This is a genomic window from Rhizobium sp. S152 (assembly GCF_030380735.1).
In the GTDB taxonomy this organism is placed as follows: Bacteria; Pseudomonadota; Alphaproteobacteria; order Rhizobiales; family Rhizobiaceae; genus Rhizobium.
On the sequence record NZ_JAUDRZ010000009.1, the window covers coordinates 161854 to 179463 of the forward strand.

General features: G+C 62.9%; 18 protein-coding genes. 15 read left to right on the forward strand and 3 right to left on the reverse strand.

The features are described 5' to 3' along the window. The first annotated feature begins 7 nt into the window (after window positions 1-7). From phnL to QTL95_RS13740, 6 genes are all read left to right on the forward strand, one after another. Window positions 8-718, forward strand: a complete 711-nt coding sequence (phnL, locus tag QTL95_RS13715; protein ID WP_289720518.1) for a phosphonate C-P lyase system protein PhnL — start codon at window positions 8-10, stop codon at window positions 716-718. Continuing rightward, window positions 715-1332 (forward strand): DapH/DapD/GlmU-related protein, encoded by a 618-nt coding sequence (locus tag QTL95_RS13720; RefSeq protein WP_289720519.1) that lies wholly within the window; start codon window positions 715-717, stop codon window positions 1330-1332. The genes phnL and QTL95_RS13720 overlap by 4 nt, the downstream gene beginning before the upstream one ends. Window positions 1333-1663: 331 nt before the next feature. Beyond that, window positions 1664-2065, forward strand: coding sequence for a hypothetical protein (locus QTL95_RS13725; RefSeq protein WP_289720520.1), 402 nt, complete (start codon window positions 1664-1666; stop codon window positions 2063-2065). A gap of 78 nt (window positions 2066-2143) precedes the next feature. Further along, a complete protein-coding gene (locus QTL95_RS13730; protein ID WP_289720521.1) occupies window positions 2144-2680 on the forward strand; it encodes an RNase H family protein in 537 nt (178 codons plus the stop codon). Window positions 2681-2857: 177 nt separating this feature from the next. Beyond that, the gene (gene rsgA, locus QTL95_RS13735) at window positions 2858-3877 is read left to right on the forward strand and encodes a ribosome small subunit-dependent GTPase A (protein WP_289720522.1); all 1020 of its coding nucleotides are present in this window, start codon (window positions 2858-2860) and stop codon (window positions 3875-3877) included. Window positions 3878-4015: 138 nt separating this feature from the next. Continuing rightward, complete coding sequence (locus QTL95_RS13740; protein ID WP_289720523.1) at window positions 4016-4603, forward strand: NYN domain-containing protein; 588 nt, start codon at window positions 4016-4018, stop codon at window positions 4601-4603. A gap of 60 nt (window positions 4604-4663) precedes the next feature. On the opposite strand, the gene QTL95_RS13745 is transcribed toward QTL95_RS13740, so the two are convergent. Then, the gene (locus QTL95_RS13745) at window positions 4664-5071 is read right to left on the reverse strand and encodes a type II toxin-antitoxin system VapC family toxin (RefSeq protein WP_289720524.1); all 408 of its coding nucleotides are present in this window, start codon (window positions 5069-5071) and stop codon (window positions 4664-4666) included. A gap of 199 nt (window positions 5072-5270) precedes the next feature. On the opposite strand from QTL95_RS13745, the gene phnC reads away from it, so the two are divergent. The 7 genes from phnC (at window position 5271) to phnN (ending at window position 12129) form a co-directional block, all read left to right on the forward strand. Beyond that, complete coding sequence (phnC, locus tag QTL95_RS13750) at window positions 5271-6119, forward strand: phosphonate ABC transporter ATP-binding protein (protein ID WP_289720525.1); 849 nt, start codon at window positions 5271-5273, stop codon at window positions 6117-6119. Window positions 6120-6220: 101 nt separating this feature from the next. Beyond that, a complete protein-coding gene (phnD, locus tag QTL95_RS13755; RefSeq protein WP_289720526.1) occupies window positions 6221-7132 on the forward strand; it encodes a phosphonate ABC transporter substrate-binding protein in 912 nt (303 codons plus the stop codon). Window positions 7133-7203: 71 nt separating this feature from the next. Then, entirely contained in the window at window positions 7204-8184 is a 981-nt protein-coding gene (gene phnE / locus QTL95_RS13760) for a phosphonate ABC transporter, permease protein PhnE (protein WP_289720527.1), read from the forward strand. Beyond that, on the forward strand, window positions 8184-9530 hold the full coding sequence (gene phnE, locus QTL95_RS13765; protein ID WP_289720528.1) for a phosphonate ABC transporter, permease protein PhnE: 1347 nt from the start codon (window positions 8184-8186) through the stop codon (window positions 9528-9530). The genes phnE (QTL95_RS13760) and phnE (QTL95_RS13765) overlap by 1 nt, the downstream gene beginning before the upstream one ends. A 120-nt stretch (window positions 9531-9650) precedes the next feature. Beyond that, window positions 9651-10346: a DUF1045 domain-containing protein gene (locus QTL95_RS13770; RefSeq protein ID WP_289720529.1), complete on the forward strand. Its 696-nt coding sequence runs from the start codon at window positions 9651-9653 to the stop codon at window positions 10344-10346. A 14-nt stretch (window positions 10347-10360) separates the two neighbouring features. Beyond that, on the forward strand, window positions 10361-11500 hold the full coding sequence (locus tag QTL95_RS13775; RefSeq protein ID WP_289720530.1) for an alpha-D-ribose 1-methylphosphonate 5-triphosphate diphosphatase: 1140 nt from the start codon (window positions 10361-10363) through the stop codon (window positions 11498-11500). After that, window positions 11497-12129 carry a phosphonate metabolism protein/1,5-bisphosphokinase (PRPP-forming) PhnN gene (gene phnN, locus QTL95_RS13780; protein WP_289720531.1) on the forward strand — a complete coding sequence of 211 codons (633 nt, stop codon included), beginning with the start codon at window positions 11497-11499 and terminating at the stop codon, window positions 12127-12129. The genes QTL95_RS13775 and phnN overlap by 4 nt, the downstream gene beginning before the upstream one ends. A gap of 453 nt (window positions 12130-12582) precedes the next feature. Here the strand turns inward: phnN and QTL95_RS13785 are convergent, their stop codons facing one another. Further along, entirely contained in the window at window positions 12583-13953 is a 1371-nt protein-coding gene (locus QTL95_RS13785) for an MATE family efflux transporter (protein ID WP_289720532.1), read from the reverse strand. Between the two features lie 383 nt (window positions 13954-14336). Here QTL95_RS13785 and QTL95_RS13790 point away from each other — a divergent pair, with 383 nt between their 5' ends. Both QTL95_RS13790 and QTL95_RS13795 read left to right on the forward strand, forming a co-directional pair. Then, complete coding sequence (locus QTL95_RS13790; protein WP_289720533.1) at window positions 14337-14567, forward strand: AbrB/MazE/SpoVT family DNA-binding domain-containing protein; 231 nt, start codon at window positions 14337-14339, stop codon at window positions 14565-14567. Further along, the gene (locus QTL95_RS13795) at window positions 14567-14971 is read left to right on the forward strand and encodes a type II toxin-antitoxin system VapC family toxin (RefSeq protein ID WP_289720534.1); all 405 of its coding nucleotides are present in this window, start codon (window positions 14567-14569) and stop codon (window positions 14969-14971) included. Before QTL95_RS13790 ends, QTL95_RS13795 begins: the two co-directional genes overlap by 1 nt. Window positions 14972-15007: 36 nt before the next feature. Here the strand turns inward: QTL95_RS13795 and QTL95_RS13800 are convergent, their stop codons facing one another. Continuing rightward, window positions 15008-17581, reverse strand: coding sequence for a DNA translocase FtsK (locus QTL95_RS13800; protein ID WP_289720535.1), 2574 nt, complete (start codon window positions 17579-17581; stop codon window positions 15008-15010). Window positions 17582-17610: the final 29 nt, after the last annotated feature.

Below are 17610 nucleotides of genomic sequence, written 5' to 3' on the forward strand. Positions count from 1 at the left end.
CCACATCATGGCAACGCCACTCGTTGTTTCGGAAGTCTCTAAGAGCTTCACCATGCATCTGCGCGACGGCATCAAGCTGCCGGTCGTTTCGGATGTCTCCTTCTCCGTCGCCTCGGGCGAATGCGTCGTGCTCGGCGGCCCCTCGGGCATCGGCAAGAGCTCGCTCTTGAAGATGATCTACGGCAACTACGCCGTCGACAGCGGCCAGATCCTCGTCAAGCATCAGGATCGCCTCGTCGATCTCGCCACCACCGATCCGCGCACCGTCATCGATGTGCGCCGCCACACGCTCGGCTATGTCAGCCAGTTCCTGCGCACCGTGCCGCGCGTGGCCGCCATCGATGTCGTCGCCGAGCCGCTGGTCGCCCGTGGCACGAAGGCCGATATCGCCCGCGAAAAGGCAGCCGAGCTGCTCGCCAAGCTCAACCTGCCGGAAGCGCTCTGGCAGCTCCCCCCGGCCACCTTCTCCGGCGGTGAGCAGCAGCGCGTCAACATCGCCCGCGGCTTCATCACCGATCACACCATCTTGCTGCTCGACGAACCGACGGCCTCGCTCGACGCCAGGAACCGCGCGGTGGTCGTCGAGATGATCGCCGAGAAGAAACAGAAGGGCGTCGGCCTGCTCGGCATCTTCCACGACGAGGAGGTCCGCGAGGCCGTCGCCGACCGCATCCTCGACGTGCAGAAATTCTCGCCACGGAGGCCGATCGCAGCATGAGCCGCAAGCTTGGACTCGAGCCCTATATCCACGAGACCGCCTCGGTGAACAACGCCACGCTTGGTCGCTACACCGAGCTGTCGGAGCGCTGCCGTATCGACGAGGTCGAACTCGGCGATTACTCCTACGTCATGCAGGACGGCGCCATCTGGTGTGCCACGATCGGCAAGTTCGTCAATATTGCCGCCTCGGTGCGCATCAACGCCACCAACCATCCGACATGGCGCGCCACGCTGCACCACTTCACCTATCGCGCCGCCGATTACTGGCCGGATGCGGATATGGAAACGGAGTTCTTCGAATGGCGCCGTTCCAACCGCGTCTGGATCGGCCATGATGTCTGGATCGGCCATGGTGTCACCATCCTGCCTGGAGTCAGCGTCGGCAATGGCGCCGTCATCGGCGCCGGCGCGGTTGTCAGCAAGGATGTGGCGCCCTACACCATCGTCGGCGGCGTCCCCGCCAAGCTGATCCGCGAGCGCTTTCCGAAAGAGATCGGCGAGCGCATGGACAGGCTGGCATGGTGGGATTGGGAGCACGACCGACTGCGCACCGCGCTCGCCGATTTCCGCGCCTTGAGCGCCGAGGATTTCCTTTCCCGCCACGAAGGCTGACCGGCGTCCGACCGCCGATTTTCCACCCCTGAAGCCATTCGCGTCAGGGGTGGCTGCCGTGCCGTGCGCGCGGCCAAAAAAATGCAGCCGACGAAGCTTTCGGCGCAGCAACTGTCACAATAGTCGCGTCTGCCTCTGTTAAGGAAGCATTAAAGACAACCCTGGTTTGTCGCTCCGGTGGACGGCTTTTTCGGCCAACAGCCTCGCGGCGGCGCCAGTTCTTGTAAGAATTGGAAACACATTGTGACTAAGCCATTACAAAAGCTGCGCTTTTCCGACTTGTCTGATGAATCGACTTCATGGATATTAGCCTCATCTTGAGGAAGCCGTCATGATCAGAATGATTGAAGATCCTGCGGAGCTCGCAGGCGAAGACATCACTGGCAAATATATCCTGCGCAAGCTGAACTATCACTGGTTCGCTTATGGCAAGGCTGCCATTGTGACGGCCTGCAAGGGCACGATCCTGGAGCTCGATCGCGAAGAGACGGTTTACTCCGAGCAGTGGGGTCGTCGCGCCTACACCGGCGCCGGCAAGCGCTATCCCGGCGGCATTTGTCCCATTTCCGTGGTCGCCTGTGTCTGCGATACGCCGGATGACGTCAATGCGGTCATCCAGCTCGATGTCGACGCCCAGGAGGAATTCTACCGCCTGATCGCCAGGACCGAGGCCCGCGTCCAGGCGCTTGCTGCTTCGTCGCAGAATCCCGTATTCCTTGCCGCTGCCGAATAATCCGCCGAGACTGTCGTCCGGCGTTGAAGCGGGCTCGGATCGTTCGGGTCTGTTTTCCCACGGCCGTCCTTCCCCGAAATGACAGATCATTCCTCCGGAACTATCGATGCCGTCGATGTCGCGCCTGATACGCGGTTCGGCCTTCATCTCTTTGCCGATGGTTGTTTCGAGCCTCAGTCGGGCAACGGCGGCTGGGGCTTCGTCATCTATCGCGATGACATCGAGATCGCGTCCGGTTCGGGCGGCGTCGAGGATACGGCAAACAATGCCGCCGAAGTCGCTGCACTGCTTGCGGCCTCGTCCTGGGTCGCCGTCAACGCTCCGCTTCAGGCAGCGGTGATCTGGTCGGATTCTGTGTACGCGGTGAACGGCTGCAACAACTGGCGGCCGATCTGGAGGAATAACGGCTGGAAGAAGATCAGCGCCAACAAGAATCTCCGCAGCCGCGTGATCGCCAGCGTCGATCTCTGGAAAAGCATTGATGCCATCCTCTCGCGAAATCCGTTGCTTGTCGTTGCATGGTGCAAGGGCCACGCCGGCACCCCAGGCAACGAGCGGGCGGACATGCTCGCTGAGCAGGGGCGTCTTTCTCTCGGAAAACAACCACGGTCGTAGAATTCCGATGGCTCTCCCATTTGCGGGCGCCGCCGTTCTTGCCTATCTTCGACCGAAGAGTTCCGCTAACAGGCGGATCATGGCATTGTCCGGGCCGATATCCGGCCAGATCGCACCAAAGCCACGCCGCATCACGGAGCACATCTTGAACCACACGCCGCAATCCCCGGTGAGCCTTTGACGACCGATCCCGAAGCGACATTCCTCGCCTCGCTCGGCTGGTCCGAATTCTTTTCCGATCAGCTGACGGATGCCGATCAGGGCCTTGAACCCCGCCGCATTGCCGAAGTGCACCGCAGCCGGCTGAGCGTCACCTCGCTCGACGGCCTGATCCGGCTGCAGATCTCGCATCAGCTCAACACCTCCGAATTCGCCGTCGGCGACTGGGTCATGGTCGATCCCGAGGACGACAGGCTGGTGCGCCGGCTGGAGCGCCGCACGCTTTTGCAGCGCCGCGTCGAGGGTCGTCAGGGCCAGCAGCTCGGCGCCGCCAATGTCGATACGCTTCTGATCGTCACCTCCTGCAATGCCGATTTCAACGTCGCTCGCCTCGAGCGCTACACGGCGCTCGCCAACCAGGCCGAGACAACCCCCGTCATCGTGCTCACCAAGGCCGATCTCGCGCCCGACGTCGCGGAATACCAAGCGCAGGCGAAGGCCCTGCAGCGCGATCTCGCGGTGGTGGTCCTCAACGCCAAGAGCGACGATGCGGCTGCAGCTCTTGGTCCATGGAGCGGCTTCGGTCAGACCATTGCGCTGATCGGCTCCTCCGGCGTCGGCAAGTCGACGCTGGTCAATGCGCTGGCCAGCTTGAGCGGCGAGGGCTCGCAGGCCACCGGCGGCATCCGTGAACGCGACGCCAAGGGCCGCCACACCACGACCGCCCGCTCATTGCACGCCATGGCCGGCGGCGGCTGGGTGATCGACACCCCAGGCATGCGCACGCTTCACGTCAGCGATGTCCAGGAAGGGATCGAGCAGGTCTTTTCCGAGATCACCGAACTCGCCGAACACTGCCGCTTCCGCGATTGCACCCACGACCACGAACCCGGCTGCGCCGTCCAGGCCGCCGTCAAATCAGGCACGCTGGCGCCGGAGCGCCTGGCCCGCTGGCGAGTGCTGCGCGAGGAAAACGACAAGAACACACCGAAGATGACCGGGCCAAAGGGCAATAAAGTGCTGCAGAAGCGGCGGTGAGGGGGGCACCAAGGCTTGTCGTGCACAATTTCAATTGACTAATCGCGGCGCTGGAGCATTATCACCGCATATCCGTACGCCCGTAGGCGGGCACGTATTCTGAGACCCCCAAGGCGACGAGCCGAGGGGGTCTTTTATTTGAAGAACGTTGCGGTGTTGATCGATGGCGGCCATGTCCGCGTTCTGGCTCGAAATGCCGGAATGAACTACAATCCCGACTACATCGAGAAGATAGCCAAGGCTTGCGTGGAGCCGGATGAGGACGCTTTCCGATTCCTCTATTACGATTGCGCTCCTTATAGCGGAACGGTGAAGCTGCCGGTGTCGGCGGAACCCAAGACATTCTCAGGTTCGGATGCGTGGCTGCGAGAGCTTGCGGCGAAGGATCTCTTCGCTGTCAGGTTGGGGGTGTTGAAGTTTCGCGGCTTTAAGCCGAAAAAGATCCTGCCGGCCGGACAGGCGGTGACGGACAACGATTTCAAGGCGGACTTCGAACAGAAGGGCGTCGACATGCGCATCGGTCTGGATATCGCCACTTTTTGCGCATCGAAGGCTGCTGATCGATTGGTGCTGGTGACCGGCGATACTGATTGCATACCGGCAATGAAGTATGCCCGCATCGCGGGGTTGCAGATCGTATTGGTCGGGTTTCCCAATCGGGCAGCGTCCAACGAGATGCTGCGCCATGCCGACATTGAAAGACGGGTGGCTTGGCCGGCCCAATAATGCATGTTGGTAAAATCGATCCTCATGACCGAAGCCAGCCGATGCGGCTAATCCCACCGCTCACCCGCCACCCAGCAACTCCTCCACCGAACACACAGCCACAAAAGCCTTGGCAGCTGCCGCAAGCTCCGCGTGGCCAGTCACCAGCGCATCCGCCTGCAACTGCGTCACCGCGATATACTCGGCGTCATAGGTATTGGCCCAATTCATTTGGCTCGCGATCGACCATGCGTGCCGCTGCAGGACCCTGTCGCCGAGCAGCCGGATGCGCAGCTTCCTGAGGTGATCCAGCCGCTGCTCGGCGTCCCGCTTCTGCAGGTCGCCGTGCCGGACCGCGGCATAAAGATGCGACAGCATCTGCGAGCGCAGCAGCGTCGGGGCGACCAGAAAATGCTCGCTGGGTACCTTGGCGCGGTGTTCCGAAAGAAACAGCGCCGCGTCGAGTGCTATCGCAAATCGCTTCGCCAAGTCGATCTCCTCTTTCCCGGCCACCACGCGTGACCTGCCGGCTCTCTCAGAGTGGTCACAGAGTTGTGATCACGCTGTCACAAATCAATCCACAGCAGCCCGAATTGTGACAGCAGTTACACAAAACTGACATTGGAGCTTCACGGATCGGGCCTAATGCACTCCCTCATATCGCGTTTGGACTATGAGGAAGAGCATGATGTTCGAGCTGAAGAATGTCACCCGTCAATTCGGCAAGAAGACCGCCGTCGATAGCGTGACGCTTGACATCCCTCAGGGTCAGATGGTCGGCATCATCGGTCGTTCGGGTGCTGGCAAGTCCACGCTTCTGCGCATGATCAACCGCCTGCAGGAGCCGAGCTCCGGCTCGATCCATTTCAACGGCGCCGAGGTCTCGCGCCTGCGTGGCAAAAACCTGCGCAACTGGCAGCGCGATTGCGCCATGATCTTCCAGCAGTTCAATCTCGTGCCGCGCCTCGACGTCATGACCAATGTCATCCTCGGCCGCCTCAACCACCGTTCCACCGCGCTCAGCCTGCTCGGCATCTTCACCCGCGAGGAGCGGATCCAGGCGATCGCCGCGCTCGAGCGTCTCGGCATCGAGCAGACGGCCTTGCAGATGGCGGGCACGCTGTCCGGCGGCCAGCAGCAGCGCGTGGCCATCGCCCGCGCCCTCATGCAGGCGCCGAAGATGCTGCTTGCCGACGAGCCGATCGCCTCGCTCGACCCGTTGAACGCCAAGATCGTCATGGACGCGCTGCGGGATATCAACGAGCGCGAAGGCATCACCGTCATCACCAACCTGCACACGCTCGACACCGCCCGCAGCTATTGCGAGCGCATCGTCGGCATGGCCCACGGCCGCGTCGTCTTCGACGGCAAGCCGTCGGAACTGACGGCCGATGCCGTCAACGAAATCTACGGCACCGACAAGAACGGCGCCGGCATCGATGAGAGCATGACGTCGACCAGCCTAGACAACACAGTCAAGGGCAAGCAGCCCGACGCCGTATCCCGCGTGATGGCCGCCTCCGCCGTCATGCGCTGACCAGTTTCCGGCCGGGGGACAAAGCCGGAAAAGCAAAGATCCCCAATCTCTCTGAAGACAGTAACTCAAAGTCACTGAAAACGTCACCAAAGGAGACTACCATGTCTGCGTTCCGCAAGATCCTGATGGCTACGATCGCCATCGCCACCGTTGCAGGCCAGGCCTACGCCCAGGACGTCAAGGTCCTGCGTATCGGCCTCGACGGCGGTGAAAACGAAGCCGACCAGGTTCGCCGCACCGAATGCGTCAAGCCGGGCCTGATCGCCGCCACCGGCGTATCGGAAGTCCAGATCTTCCCGTCGCCGAACTACAACGGCGTTATCCAGGGCCTGCTGGGCGGCACCATCGACCTCGCGATGATGGGCGCTTCCTCCTACGCCTCGATCTACCTCAAGGATCCGAACGCCGTTACGCCGGTTCTGACCACCAAGCAGGAAGACGGCTCGAACGGCTACTACTCGATCATGGTCGCCCGCAAGGATTCGGGCATCAAGACGCTCGAAGACGCCAAGGGCAAGAAGCTCGGCTTCGCCGATCCGGACTCGACCTCGGGCTACCTCGTCCCGAACGTCTCGCTGCCGAAGGACATCGGCATGCCGGTCAAGCAGTTCTTCTCCGAAACCGGCTTCGGCGGCGGCCATGAGAACCTCGTTCTCGGCGTTCTCGACAAGAAGTTCGACGTCGGCACCACCTTCGGTTCGGCCACCGGCGACTGGGCCCAGGGCTATACCTCCGGCAACCTGCACATCATGGTCAGCAAGGGCCTGCTCGACATGGACGATATCGTCCAGGTCTGGAAGTCGCCGCTGATCCCGAACGGCCCGCTGATGGTTTCCAACAAGCTGCCGTCCGATATCCAGAAGAAGGTTACCGCCTACTTCGCCGAGCTGCCGAAGACCGACAAGGGTTGCTTCGAAAGCTTCACCGGCGGCGGCTATGTCGATTGGACCCCGGTCGACCAGTCCTTCTACCAGACGATCATCGACGCTCGTAAGTCGGTTATCGGCGGTTGATCCCAACGCCTGAATAGTTCTGCGGCGGCATCATCTCGGTGCCGCCGTTTCTTCAAGAAGGATGCTTCCACATGGCGCACGTGGCCGATACCGACCACCTGGGCGGACTGCAGCAAGGCTCCCGCACCATTCTCGATCACTATCAGAGCCAGGTCCGGACGCGGCGTATCTACACCGCGATCTCGATCGTCGTCTTCCTGATCGTGCTCGGCGCCTCGCTCGATTTCGCCAACAGCGCCAATTCGGGCAAGTTCTTCGAACGCCTTCCCTATCTCTTCGATTTCATGAAGCACTTCGTGCCTGATAGCCCGCTGGAGATTTTCAGGGCCATGTTCGACCTGCCGTCGCCCTATGCCGACGGCTCGATCAAGTATGATTACGTCAGCGACCGCGTCTATATCACCGACACGTTCTACATCCCGAATTTCTTCTACCAGCTCGCCATTACAGTCAATGTCGCCATCGTCTCGACGATCATTGGCGCGACCGGCGCCTTCGTGCTCTGCTTCTTCGCCTCCACCAATCTGGTCGGCGCCGGCGCCACCCGCTGGTTCGTGCGCCGCGTCATGGAAATCCTGCGCGCCTTCCCGGAGATCGTCATCGCCGGCTTGCTTGCCGCCATCCTGTCGATCGGCCCGATCTCGGCAATGATCGCCGTGTCGATCCACACCATCGGCGCCCTCGGCAAGCTGTTCTTCGAAGTGGTCGAGAATGCCGACATGAAGCCGGACGAGGGGCTGCGCGCCTCCGGCGCCAGCTGGCTCGAGCGCGTCCGCTTCGCCATCCTGCCGCAGGTCATGCCGAATTTCGTCTCCTACACGCTGCTGCGCCTCGAGATCAACGTGCGCGCCTCCACCATCATCGGCGCCGTCGGCGGCGGCGGCATCGGCGAGGTCTTCAGCCTGGCGATCGGCCGCGATCATGCCGCCAAGACCTATGCCATCATCATCCTGCTTCTGATCACCGTCGTCTGCGTCGACCAGTTCTCCGCCTGGCTGCGCCGCCGGATGATCGGCAAGCAATCCTTCGAATTCGGTCGGGGAGCAGCCTGATGTCCTCTCTCACAGTCAACGCCGCCGATCGCCAGCGCCTGCTCGACAGCTATCCTGATGTCTTCCACCGCAGCTTCCTGCAGCGCTGGGGCCTGTTGCTGGGCGCGGTGATCGTGCTCGTCTACCTCGCGCTCTGCTTCAATTTCTTCAAGGTCATCCCGACTTTCGCCAATGGCAACTGGGACCGCGCCTCGATCTATGTTCAGGACTGGTATTCCTGGCGCGCCCAGCCGCGCCTGCGTTTCGTCGATGGCAAGGTGACGCCGCAATGGACGAGCCGCGGTCAATACCCCAAGGACGCCGTCATCGACTGGATGCGCCCGACTGCCACGGGCGGCTACACGGTCACCTACGGCAGCGATGCCGACCGTATGGAAGTGACGCCCGAGCGTGTCGACGTCTATCTTGGCGGCACGCTCTATCCGGTCGAAATATCAGGTGACCGCGCCATCCTGCCGCCGGGCGCGCCAGCTGTCATGAAGCAGGACGACAGCAAGGTAACCGTCTCCTTCGGCTTCGAGGGCCAGGCCGAAATCCGCTCCACACAGGTCTACGTCCAGCGCCGCTTCCTCGGCTGGGCCAATTTCTTTTTCGACACGCAGTCGCCCTTCTGGGGCAAGAGCCTCGTCGATGTCGGCGGCCTGATGCTGTCTGGCGATCGCATCGATCCGAAGCAATCCAACGCCTCGCTCGCGCTCGACAATTTCCTCAACAATGCTAGCTGGCAGCATGGCGATATCCTGTCGAAGCTGATGCAGACGCTGGTCATGGCTTTCGTCGGCACGCTGCTCGCCTCGCTCTTCGCCTTCCCGATCGCCTTCATCGCCGCGCGCAATATCACCCGCAGCCGCCCGGCCAACTGGCTGACAAAGCGCCTGTTCGATTTCCTGCGCTCGATCGACATGCTGATCTGGGCGCTGTTCTTCACCCGCGCCTTCGGCCCCGGGCCGATCCCCGGCATCGCCGCGATCTTCTTCACCGACACCGGCGCGCTCGGCAAGGTCTATGCCGAGGCGCTGGAGAATGTCGATGACAAGCAGCGCGAGGGCGTAAAGTCGGTGGGTGCTGCCCCGGTCGTCGTGCAGCGCTTCGGCGTCGTGCCGCAGGTGCTGCCGATCTTCATCTCGCAGTCGCTGTATTTCTGGGAATCCAACACCCGCTCAGCCACCGTCATCGGCGCCGTCGGCGCCGGCGGTATCGGCCTGAAGCTGCTGGAATCGATGAAGACCAATGCCGACTGGGACAAGGTCGCCTACATGGTGCTCCTCATCCTCATCGTCGTGTTCGTCTTCGACAATATCTCCAACGCGCTGCGTTCGCGCGTGATGGGCAAAAAGACCCATTGATGGGTCTTGATCATCATCATTCTGTCACGGAAATCTTTTAGCCGGGAGCAAGCTTGCAGCGGGCGGTCAAATCACGGCAGACTGCCTCCCGCATCCACATAGATTTCCGGGATACTGGCCTTGCGATACGCACTCTATTTCACGCCGCCGAAGGGTGATCCCTTGAACGTGGCGGCCGCCCGCTGGCTCGGCCGCGACGCCTTCACAGGCGAAACTTACCCGGCTCCCGATTCTCCTGATCTGCCGGCTGCCGAGCAGTTCGAACTGACCGCCGACCCGCGCCGCTACGCTTTCCACGCCACCATCAAGGCGCCGTTTCATCTGGCCGGATCGGTCACCGAAAAGGACCTGATCGAGGCCGTCGAGGATTTCGCCGCCCGCACGTCTGCCTTCGAGATCCCCGAGCTGGTGCTCGGCCAGCTCGGCAAGTTCTTCGCGCTGGTCCCCGGCTCGCTGCATCCGCCGCTACAGCAATTCGCGGCAAGCGTGGTAAAGTCATTCGAACCGTTCCGCGCCGCCTTGTCGGAAGCCGATATCGCCCGCCGCAATCCAGACAGGCTGAGCGACAGCCAGAAGGCCAATCTGTTGCGCTGGGGCTACCCGTATGTGATGGATGACTTCGGCTTCCACATGACGCTCTCCGGCCAGGTGCCGGAGGAGCGCGCCGAGGTGATGAAGGCTATCCTGACCGAGCGTTTCGCCGCCTTCACCGGTCGGCCGCTCCTGGTTTCCGGCCTTGCCGTTTTCGTCGAGGAGGCGCGTGGCGCCCCGTTCACAGCCCATTCCTGGTGGCCGCTTGCCGCCGCCAAACCTTGAAAGATCCGACGCCCATGACCAAAGAAACCGTCTTCTCCAACGCCCGCATCGTCCTCGAGGATGAAATCGTCGAGGGATCGATCCTCGTCCGCGACGGCAAGATCGAGGATATCGCGAGCGGCAGCTCCCGCCTCGGCGAGGATTTCGAAGGCGATTACCTGATCCCGGGTCTCGTAGAACTGCATACCGACCATCTCGAAGGCCACTATTCGCCGCGTCCCGGCCTGCGCTGGAACAAGACGGCGGCGATCCAGGCGCACGACGCCCAGATCGTCACCTCTGGCATCACCACGGTCTTCGACTGCCTGCGCATGGGCGCCGACGAAGACGGCGGCTTCGAGCATGGCGAGATGCGCGAGATGGCCGACGCCATCCAGAAGGCCGAGCAGGAAGGGCGGCTGCGCGCCGAGCACCTGATCCACCTGCGCTGCGAGGTCTCCGCCGACAACGTGCTGCAGCACTTCGCCGATTTCGAAAACGACCCCTATGTCCGCCTCGTCTCGCTGATGGACCACGCGCCGGGCCAGCGCCAGTTCCAGACCATGGACCAGTACATCTTCTACTACCAGAAGAAGCGCGGCCTCACCGACGCCCAGTTCGCCGAGTTCGTCGATCGCCGCGTGTCGGAATCCGAGCGCAACTCGACGCCGCACCGCCTCGCGATCTCGAAGGTCTGCGCCGAGCGCGGCATCACGGTCGCCAGCCACGACGACGCCACGCTCGCCCATGTCGACGAGGCCATAGAGAACGGCGTCCGTCTCGCCGAGTTCCCGACCAGCTTCGACGCCGCCAAGGCCTCGCATGAAAACGGCATGAGCGTGCTGATGGGCGCGCCCAACATCGTGCGCGGCAAGTCACACTCCGGCAACATCGCCGCCCGCGATCTCGCCGAGCGCGGCGTACTCGATGTTCTTTCCTCCGACTACGTGCCGCTCAGCCTGCTCTATGCGCCCTTCCTGATCGCAGACGAGGTCGAGAGCATCTCGCTGCCGAAGGCGATCGCCATGGTCACCGCGACCCCGGCCCGCACGGTCAGCCTCAACGATCGCGGCCGCATCGCCACCGGCCTGCGCGCCGATCTCGTCCGCGTCTTCCGCGACGAGGGCGTTCCCGTCACCCGCTCCGTCTGGCGCGAAGGACGCCGGGTCGCATGACCGCGCGCGAGCCGCACCCCTCGCACGGGTCGCACCCGTCGCACGAGCCCCACATCGTTCCCGGCACCGAGCGCGGCATCATGGTGGTCGTGGTCGGCCCCTCCGGCGCCGGCAAGGACACGCTGATGGCGGCCGCCGCCCGGCATTTCAGGGAGCGGCAGGACGTGCATTTCGTCCGCCGCGTCATCACCCGCGATCATGATGCCGGCGGCGAGGATCATCTCGCCGTCTCGCCTCAAGGCTTCGCCTCGATGGAGCAGGCCGGCAGCTTCTCCGTCTGGTGGGAGGCGCATGGCCTGAAATACGGCATCCCCTCGGAAGTCTCGGTGTCGCTGTCAGCCGGAAGCCTCGTCATCGCAAACGGCTCGCGCTCGGCGCTGCACCATTTCCACGCCGTCTTCCCGCGCCTGAAGGTGATCAACGTCACCGCCCGCGCAGACGTGCTGGCAAGCCGGCTCGAGGCCCGCGGCCGCGAGACCCACGAGGACATCATGGCCCGCCTGGCGCGCGGCCCGCTCACCGTGCGCGGCGATTACGACGTCGTCGATCTCGACAATAGCGGGTCCTTGGAACAGGGCGAACGCCGCATGGTCGAGGTGCTCGAGGGCTTCCTCCAGGAAATCGGCTGACGACGATGCGGCCCGCATCGCGGGGATAATAATCTTGCGCGGTGAAAGATATCGCAGCGATCTCAGCGACTTGCCGATTGCATCGTCCCCGCCCATCCTCGTGTCTGTCGGTGCTCCCATACTAATCAGGTCATTGGACAGGGAGCCGGGTCGCGAACCGGAACTGACAAGTCCGGGGCGATGAGCCCGGCGTCCGGTGATGGTTGTTGAAAGGTGGATGATCGGGTCGTCAGGATCTCTCGTCCATCCGGAAGCGAAAGGCCGAGAGACGCTCCTGTCGGCCTGGATATCCGGAAGCCTTGATGCGATCGGGCAGGCGACAGTGCCTGACAACACTACCCTATACCGAACGTCGCCTGCCCATTCCCAGCTCGCATGCCGTCGCGGAGAGGTCTCCGGCGCGGGGTTTTGTGGTGTTTGGTGGACGTTCGTTCGTGCCGCGCTTTGCCTCAATCACCCGTGTCTCATCCGCTGCTCAACGCGTATAGCAACCGCGCCGAGAACCACGGTAGCGATCGCCACGGTCAACCCGTCCGCGATCGGGAAGGCGAACCAGATGGCCGTTCGGTCGAGGAAAGCGGCGATGACAATGATGGCGACTGGAAGAAGCACGAACGACTTCATCAGCGTCAGAAGCCCGGCCTGCAGAGGTCGGCCGATCGCTTGGAAGTATAGCGCGAGCACCAGCACCGGTCCCGAAAACAGATAGAGCGCCGCCATCGGCTTGAGAATTCTGGCGACCTCCTCGATAACGCCGGTATCGGCGATGAAGGCGGAGGCGATCAGCCGGCCTTGTGTCAGAAGCAGCAGTTCGACGGCGGCGCCGTAGATGAAGGCAGTTCCTGCGGCGATCCGCAAAGCCTGGTCGGCGCGCTGCCAGCGTCCGGCTCCGACATTGTTGCCGACGATGCTCTGCATGGCGAGCGCTGCGGCCATGGGCGGCAGGAAGGCAAAGCCGAGAATACGCGTGATGATGCCATAGGCCGCGATAGCCTGCGAACGGCCTTCGCCTGAGGCCGGCAGCGCAAGAACCACGCAGGTCGCCGTCAGCGCCATCCCTATGAAAGTGAGGCTGACGGGAGCGCCGAGTGCCGCGATCAGCCCCCATTGGCCGTACCATGCGTTCCGCCGCAGACCGCCAAGTGGCATCATCTCCCGGGACCGCCGCCGACCCTCGATGAGGAGAGCGAGGCCCGCCCCTTGCGCCAGCACGGTGCTCAACGCCGACCCCGCAACGCCCATCGCAAGCGGCACGATCAGGATGTAGTTGAAGAGGATGTTGATCGACGTCACGCCGAGAGACATCAGCGCCATGCTGCCCGCCCGACCTTCGTTGCGCCAGGCATCCGCATGGATACCGAGCAGGAACTGCAGCGGCGTGCCCAACAGGGTAATCATCAGGAAAACCCACGCCATCCTCGCAACCGGCTCCGCCGTTCCGGCCATCCGTGTTGCAAACGTCCAGCCGCCGACGAGGAAGAGCAGGATCAGCGCCAGGCCGATCATGACGGCCAGACCATGTGCTCTGGCAAAGGTGGAGCCCGCTTCTTCGTGCGCACCGGCGCCGAGCTGTCTGGCAAGCAGGCTGGACATGCCGCTGCCGACAAGCGTCGAAAGCGCGATGGTCAGCAGCAGCATGGGAAAAGCGATACTGATTGCCGCTATGGCCTCTTCCCCGACAAATCGTCCAAGAAAGGCGGCATCGACGATACCGAGCAGGCCGTTCAGCGTCATGATTGTTATCATCGGCAAGGCGGTCGTGACAAAGATCCGGCCCACGGGCGCGGTCAGGAATCGATTGTCGGGTGATTGTCTCGCAGACATCACGCACTCCTCAAATGAGGCATTTCGATTGAGGAGGGAGCCTGCATTGCCACCAACGAAATGCTTCGAGGGTGAGATGATGTCGACGTCGAGCTTTTACCGTGACTTGCGTCCGCAGGCGGCAGGCACTCGAAACCTGAACCGGATCAATCATTTTGACTCGGGTCTGTCAATTGGAAAACCGTCTCGCCCAATCTCGCCAATGTCGAGCTCATCAAGGGTGCCAGCCTTTCGACGTTGACGAGGTCCCGGTTATCAACGGTCTAACCCATCAATCCAATGCCGGCGGTCAGGCTTGAGAAGGCGTGTGGGCGCGCACGATAGTTGATCTTTATCGACAGTCGCATTACCTTGAGGAAAGCAGGTATTACGAGGACGCGCGCTTGTCGACAACGGTCACATCCAAAGGGCAGGTGACGATTCCCAAGGCGGTGCGCGATTTACTCGGCATCACGCCCGGAAGCCAGGTCGATTTTCGCCGCGCCGAGGACGGCAGTATCGTGCTCGCAAGGACGGACAAGAAGAAGCATGTCAGCCGTTTCGAGAAGCTTCGAGGACACGCCGGCGCCGGCCTTGATACTGATGCGATCATGGCGCTCACCCGTGGTGAGTGATGACGCTTGTCGATACTAACGTCCTGCTTGATTTGGTTACGAACGATCCGATCTGGGCCAGCTGGTCGGTAAGCCAGCTTGAGACGGCGAGCGTGGAAGGCCCCTTACTGATCAACGACGTCATCTATGTCGAACTCGCGGTTCGCTATGAACGCATTGAAGAGCTCGATGCGTTCATAGATTCAGCTGAACTTGTCTGGCTCCCCATCCCGCGCGCCGCGTTGTTTCTGGCTGGCAAGGCCTTCACCGAATACCGTCGGGCTGGCGGTTCGCGCACCGGCGTTCTTCCGGATTTCATGATCGGCGCGCAAGCGGCGGTTCAGAATTTGCCAATCCTGACACGCGATGTCGGTCGGTATCGAACCTATTTCCCGACCATCACGCTGATATCGCCAACGGCGTAGATCGGGAACGGACACCGGCTACCCCGCAACGGGAGCTCAATCCCCCTCGCCACGCCCATTGACGATCTCGCGCTTGCCCACATGGTTGGCGGGGCCGACGAGCCCTTCCTTCTCCATCCGCTCGACCAGCGAGGCGGCGCGGTTGTAGCCGATCCCCAGCCGGCGCTGGATATAGGAGGTCGAGCACTTCTTGTCGCGCAGCACGACCTTCACCGCCTTGTCGTAGAGGTCGTTGCCGTCCTCGGCGGCCATGTCGCCCTTGTCGAACACGGCGCTGTCTTCCTCTTCGCCGTCTTCTTCCTCGTCGGCCGTGACCGTGTCGAGATATTCCGGGCGGCCCTGTGTCTTCAGATGCGCCACGACCTTTTCGACCTCGGCGTCGGAGACGAACGGACCGTGGACGCGCGAGATGCGTCCGCCGCCCTGCATGTGCAGCATGTCGCCTTGGCCGAGCAGCTGTTCGGCGCCCTGTTCGCCAAGGATGGTGCGGCTGTCGATCTTCGACGTCACCTGGAAGGAGATACGGGTCGGGAAGTTGGCCTTGATCGTGCCGGTGATGACGTCGACCGAGGGGCGCTGCGTCGCCATGATCAGGTGGATGCCGGCGGCACGCGCCATCTGCGCCAGACGCTGGATCGCGCCTTCGATCTCTTTTCCGGCCACCATCATCAGGTCGGCCATCTCGTCGACGATGACGACGATGTATGGCATCGGCGTCAGGTCGAGTTCCTGTTGTTCTTCGATCGGCGCTCCGGTGCTGCGGTCGAAGCCGGTCTGCACCATGATGTGGATCGTCTCGCCCTTCTCCTTGGCCTGCGCCACGCGGCCGTTATAGCCGTCGATATTGCGCACGCCGAGGCGCGACATCTTGCGGTAGCGCTCTTCCATCTCGCGCACCGCCCACTTCAGCGCCATCACGGCTTTCTTCGGGTCGGTCACGACGGGAGTGAGCAGATGCGGGATGCCGTCATAGATCGACAGTTCCAGCATCTTCGGATCGATCATGATCAGGCGGCACTGTTCCGGCGTCATCCGGTAGAGCAGCGACAGGATCATCGTGTTGACGGCGACCGACTTGCCCGAGCCGGTGGTGCCGGCAACGAGCAGATGCGGCATCTTCGCCAGCTCGGCGATGACGGGTTCGCCGCCGATCGTCTTGCCAAGCCCGAGCGCCAGCTTGAAGCTGCTTTTCTCGAAATCGGCGCTTTCGATCATTTCGCGGAAATAGACGGTTTCGCGCAGCGCGTTCGGCAGTTCGATGCCGATGACGTTGCGGCCGGGCACGACGGCGACGCGGGCAGACAAGGCCGACATCGAGCGGGCGATATCGTCGGCGAGGCCGATGACGCGCGAGGATTTCACGCCCGGCGCCGGCTCGAATTCATAGAGCGTGACGACGGGGCCGGGGCGCACATGGATGATCTCGCCCTTGATGCCGAAATCTTCGAGAACGCTTTCGAGAAGCCCGGCATTCTGCTCCAGCGCCTCCTGCGACATGATCTCGCCGACGCGTTCCGGCGGCTCCTGCAAGAGCGAGTTGGAGGGGAATTCGTAGCCCGAGGCATCGACCTTCGAGGGCACGAACTTGTGACCCGCCATCCGTGCGGCAGGCGCCAGTGGCGTGACGGCTGCGACACGCACCGGCATCGGCGCGATCGGCTGTGCGACTGCCTGGTTTGCGGCCTGGACGATCGGCTGCGGCGCCGGTTCGACCACGGGCTGCGGTTCAACGGCAGGCTGCGTAACCGGGATGGCAGCGGCGGCCTTCTGTCTCATCATGGCGGCCATCGGCGGGCGAATGGCGGCGCGGGCGACGCCCGGCGCGGGTGCCACGACCACGGGGGCAGGGGCCGGCGTTTCGACCGGCGCCGGCGCTGCATAGGGCGCGGCGACCACGGGCTGCTTGCCCGGGCGCCATTCCATGATGCGGAACTGGCTGATGATCGTATCGGGGCTCACCGTCGTCTGCGGCAGCACGATCTGCGCCTGGACAGGCTGCGTCTGCGTCGTGGGCTCGTCGCTCTCCTCGAAGGACATGACCTCGAAGAAGGCGAAGTCGGAGATCGAGGCAAGTGTGGAGGCGGCGCGGAAATGCGTCTCGGCGGCATCGTCATTGGCGGCGATCACGATTGCCTCCGGCTCGACGGTGGGTTCCGGCTGGTAGACGTCGAAGGGCACGTTGACGACGAGAGGCGCGCGCGGCTGCGGCGCAAACGTCGGGCGCGATGCCTGCACCTGCACCTGCGGCGCTACGGCCTGGGGTGCGGCTACCGGCTGGCTGGCTGGCTGTCGCGCAACGAAGCCCTGGCGCGGCTGCGTCACCGCCGCTTGCGGCACATGGATCGCCTGCGCGTCCGGCACCGTCATGGGCGCGGGCGTCATCAATTGTTCGGGCTCGACCACCCGCTGGCGCACCGGCTCGGGCGGCTGCTTGCGCGGGTTGATCTGGCTTTCCGGCGTGCGGGTAAAGCGGACATTCGGCGCCAGCGAGAAATTGTTCTGCCAGATCGGCGGTACCGGCTTCTCGCCGGCCTGTTCCTGCGGCTGTTCGCCATCGATGTCGGCGATAACTTCGCCGGCATCCGTTAGATTGGTTCTAGGAAAGCGCATACGACCGCTACTCACTCATGATTAGCAAC

Excerpts from the sequence above, each read along its gene's own strand:
- QTL95_RS13775 (WP_289720530.1), top strand. The coding sequence starts at position 10,361 with ATGACCAAAGAAACCGTCTTCTCCAACGCCCGCATCGTCCTCGAGGAT.
- phnL (WP_289720518.1), top strand. The coding sequence starts at position 8 with ATGGCAACGCCACTCGTTGTTTCGGAAGTCTCTAAGAGCTTCACCATG.
- phnE (WP_289720527.1), top strand. The coding sequence starts at position 7,204 with ATGGCGCACGTGGCCGATACCGACCACCTGGGCGGACTGCAGCAAGGC.
- QTL95_RS13800 (WP_289720535.1), bottom strand. The coding sequence starts at position 17,581 with ATGCGCTTTCCTAGAACCAATCTAACGGATGCCGGCGAAGTTATCGCC.
- QTL95_RS13725 (WP_289720520.1), top strand. The coding sequence starts at position 1,664 with ATGATCAGAATGATTGAAGATCCTGCGGAGCTCGCAGGCGAAGACATC.
- phnD (WP_289720526.1), top strand. The coding sequence starts at position 6,221 with ATGTCTGCGTTCCGCAAGATCCTGATGGCTACGATCGCCATCGCCACC.
- QTL95_RS13720 (WP_289720519.1), top strand. The coding sequence starts at position 715 with ATGAGCCGCAAGCTTGGACTCGAGCCCTATATCCACGAGACCGCCTCG.
- phnE (WP_289720528.1), top strand. The coding sequence starts at position 8,184 with ATGTCCTCTCTCACAGTCAACGCCGCCGATCGCCAGCGCCTGCTCGAC.
- QTL95_RS13785 (WP_289720532.1), bottom strand. The coding sequence starts at position 13,953 with ATGTCTGCGAGACAATCACCCGACAATCGATTCCTGACCGCGCCCGTG.
- phnC (WP_289720525.1), top strand. The coding sequence starts at position 5,271 with ATGTTCGAGCTGAAGAATGTCACCCGTCAATTCGGCAAGAAGACCGCC.
- QTL95_RS13795 (WP_289720534.1), top strand. The coding sequence starts at position 14,567 with ATGACGCTTGTCGATACTAACGTCCTGCTTGATTTGGTTACGAACGAT.
- QTL95_RS13730 (WP_289720521.1), top strand. The coding sequence starts at position 2,144 with ATGACAGATCATTCCTCCGGAACTATCGATGCCGTCGATGTCGCGCCT.
- phnN (WP_289720531.1), top strand. The coding sequence starts at position 11,497 with ATGACCGCGCGCGAGCCGCACCCCTCGCACGGGTCGCACCCGTCGCAC.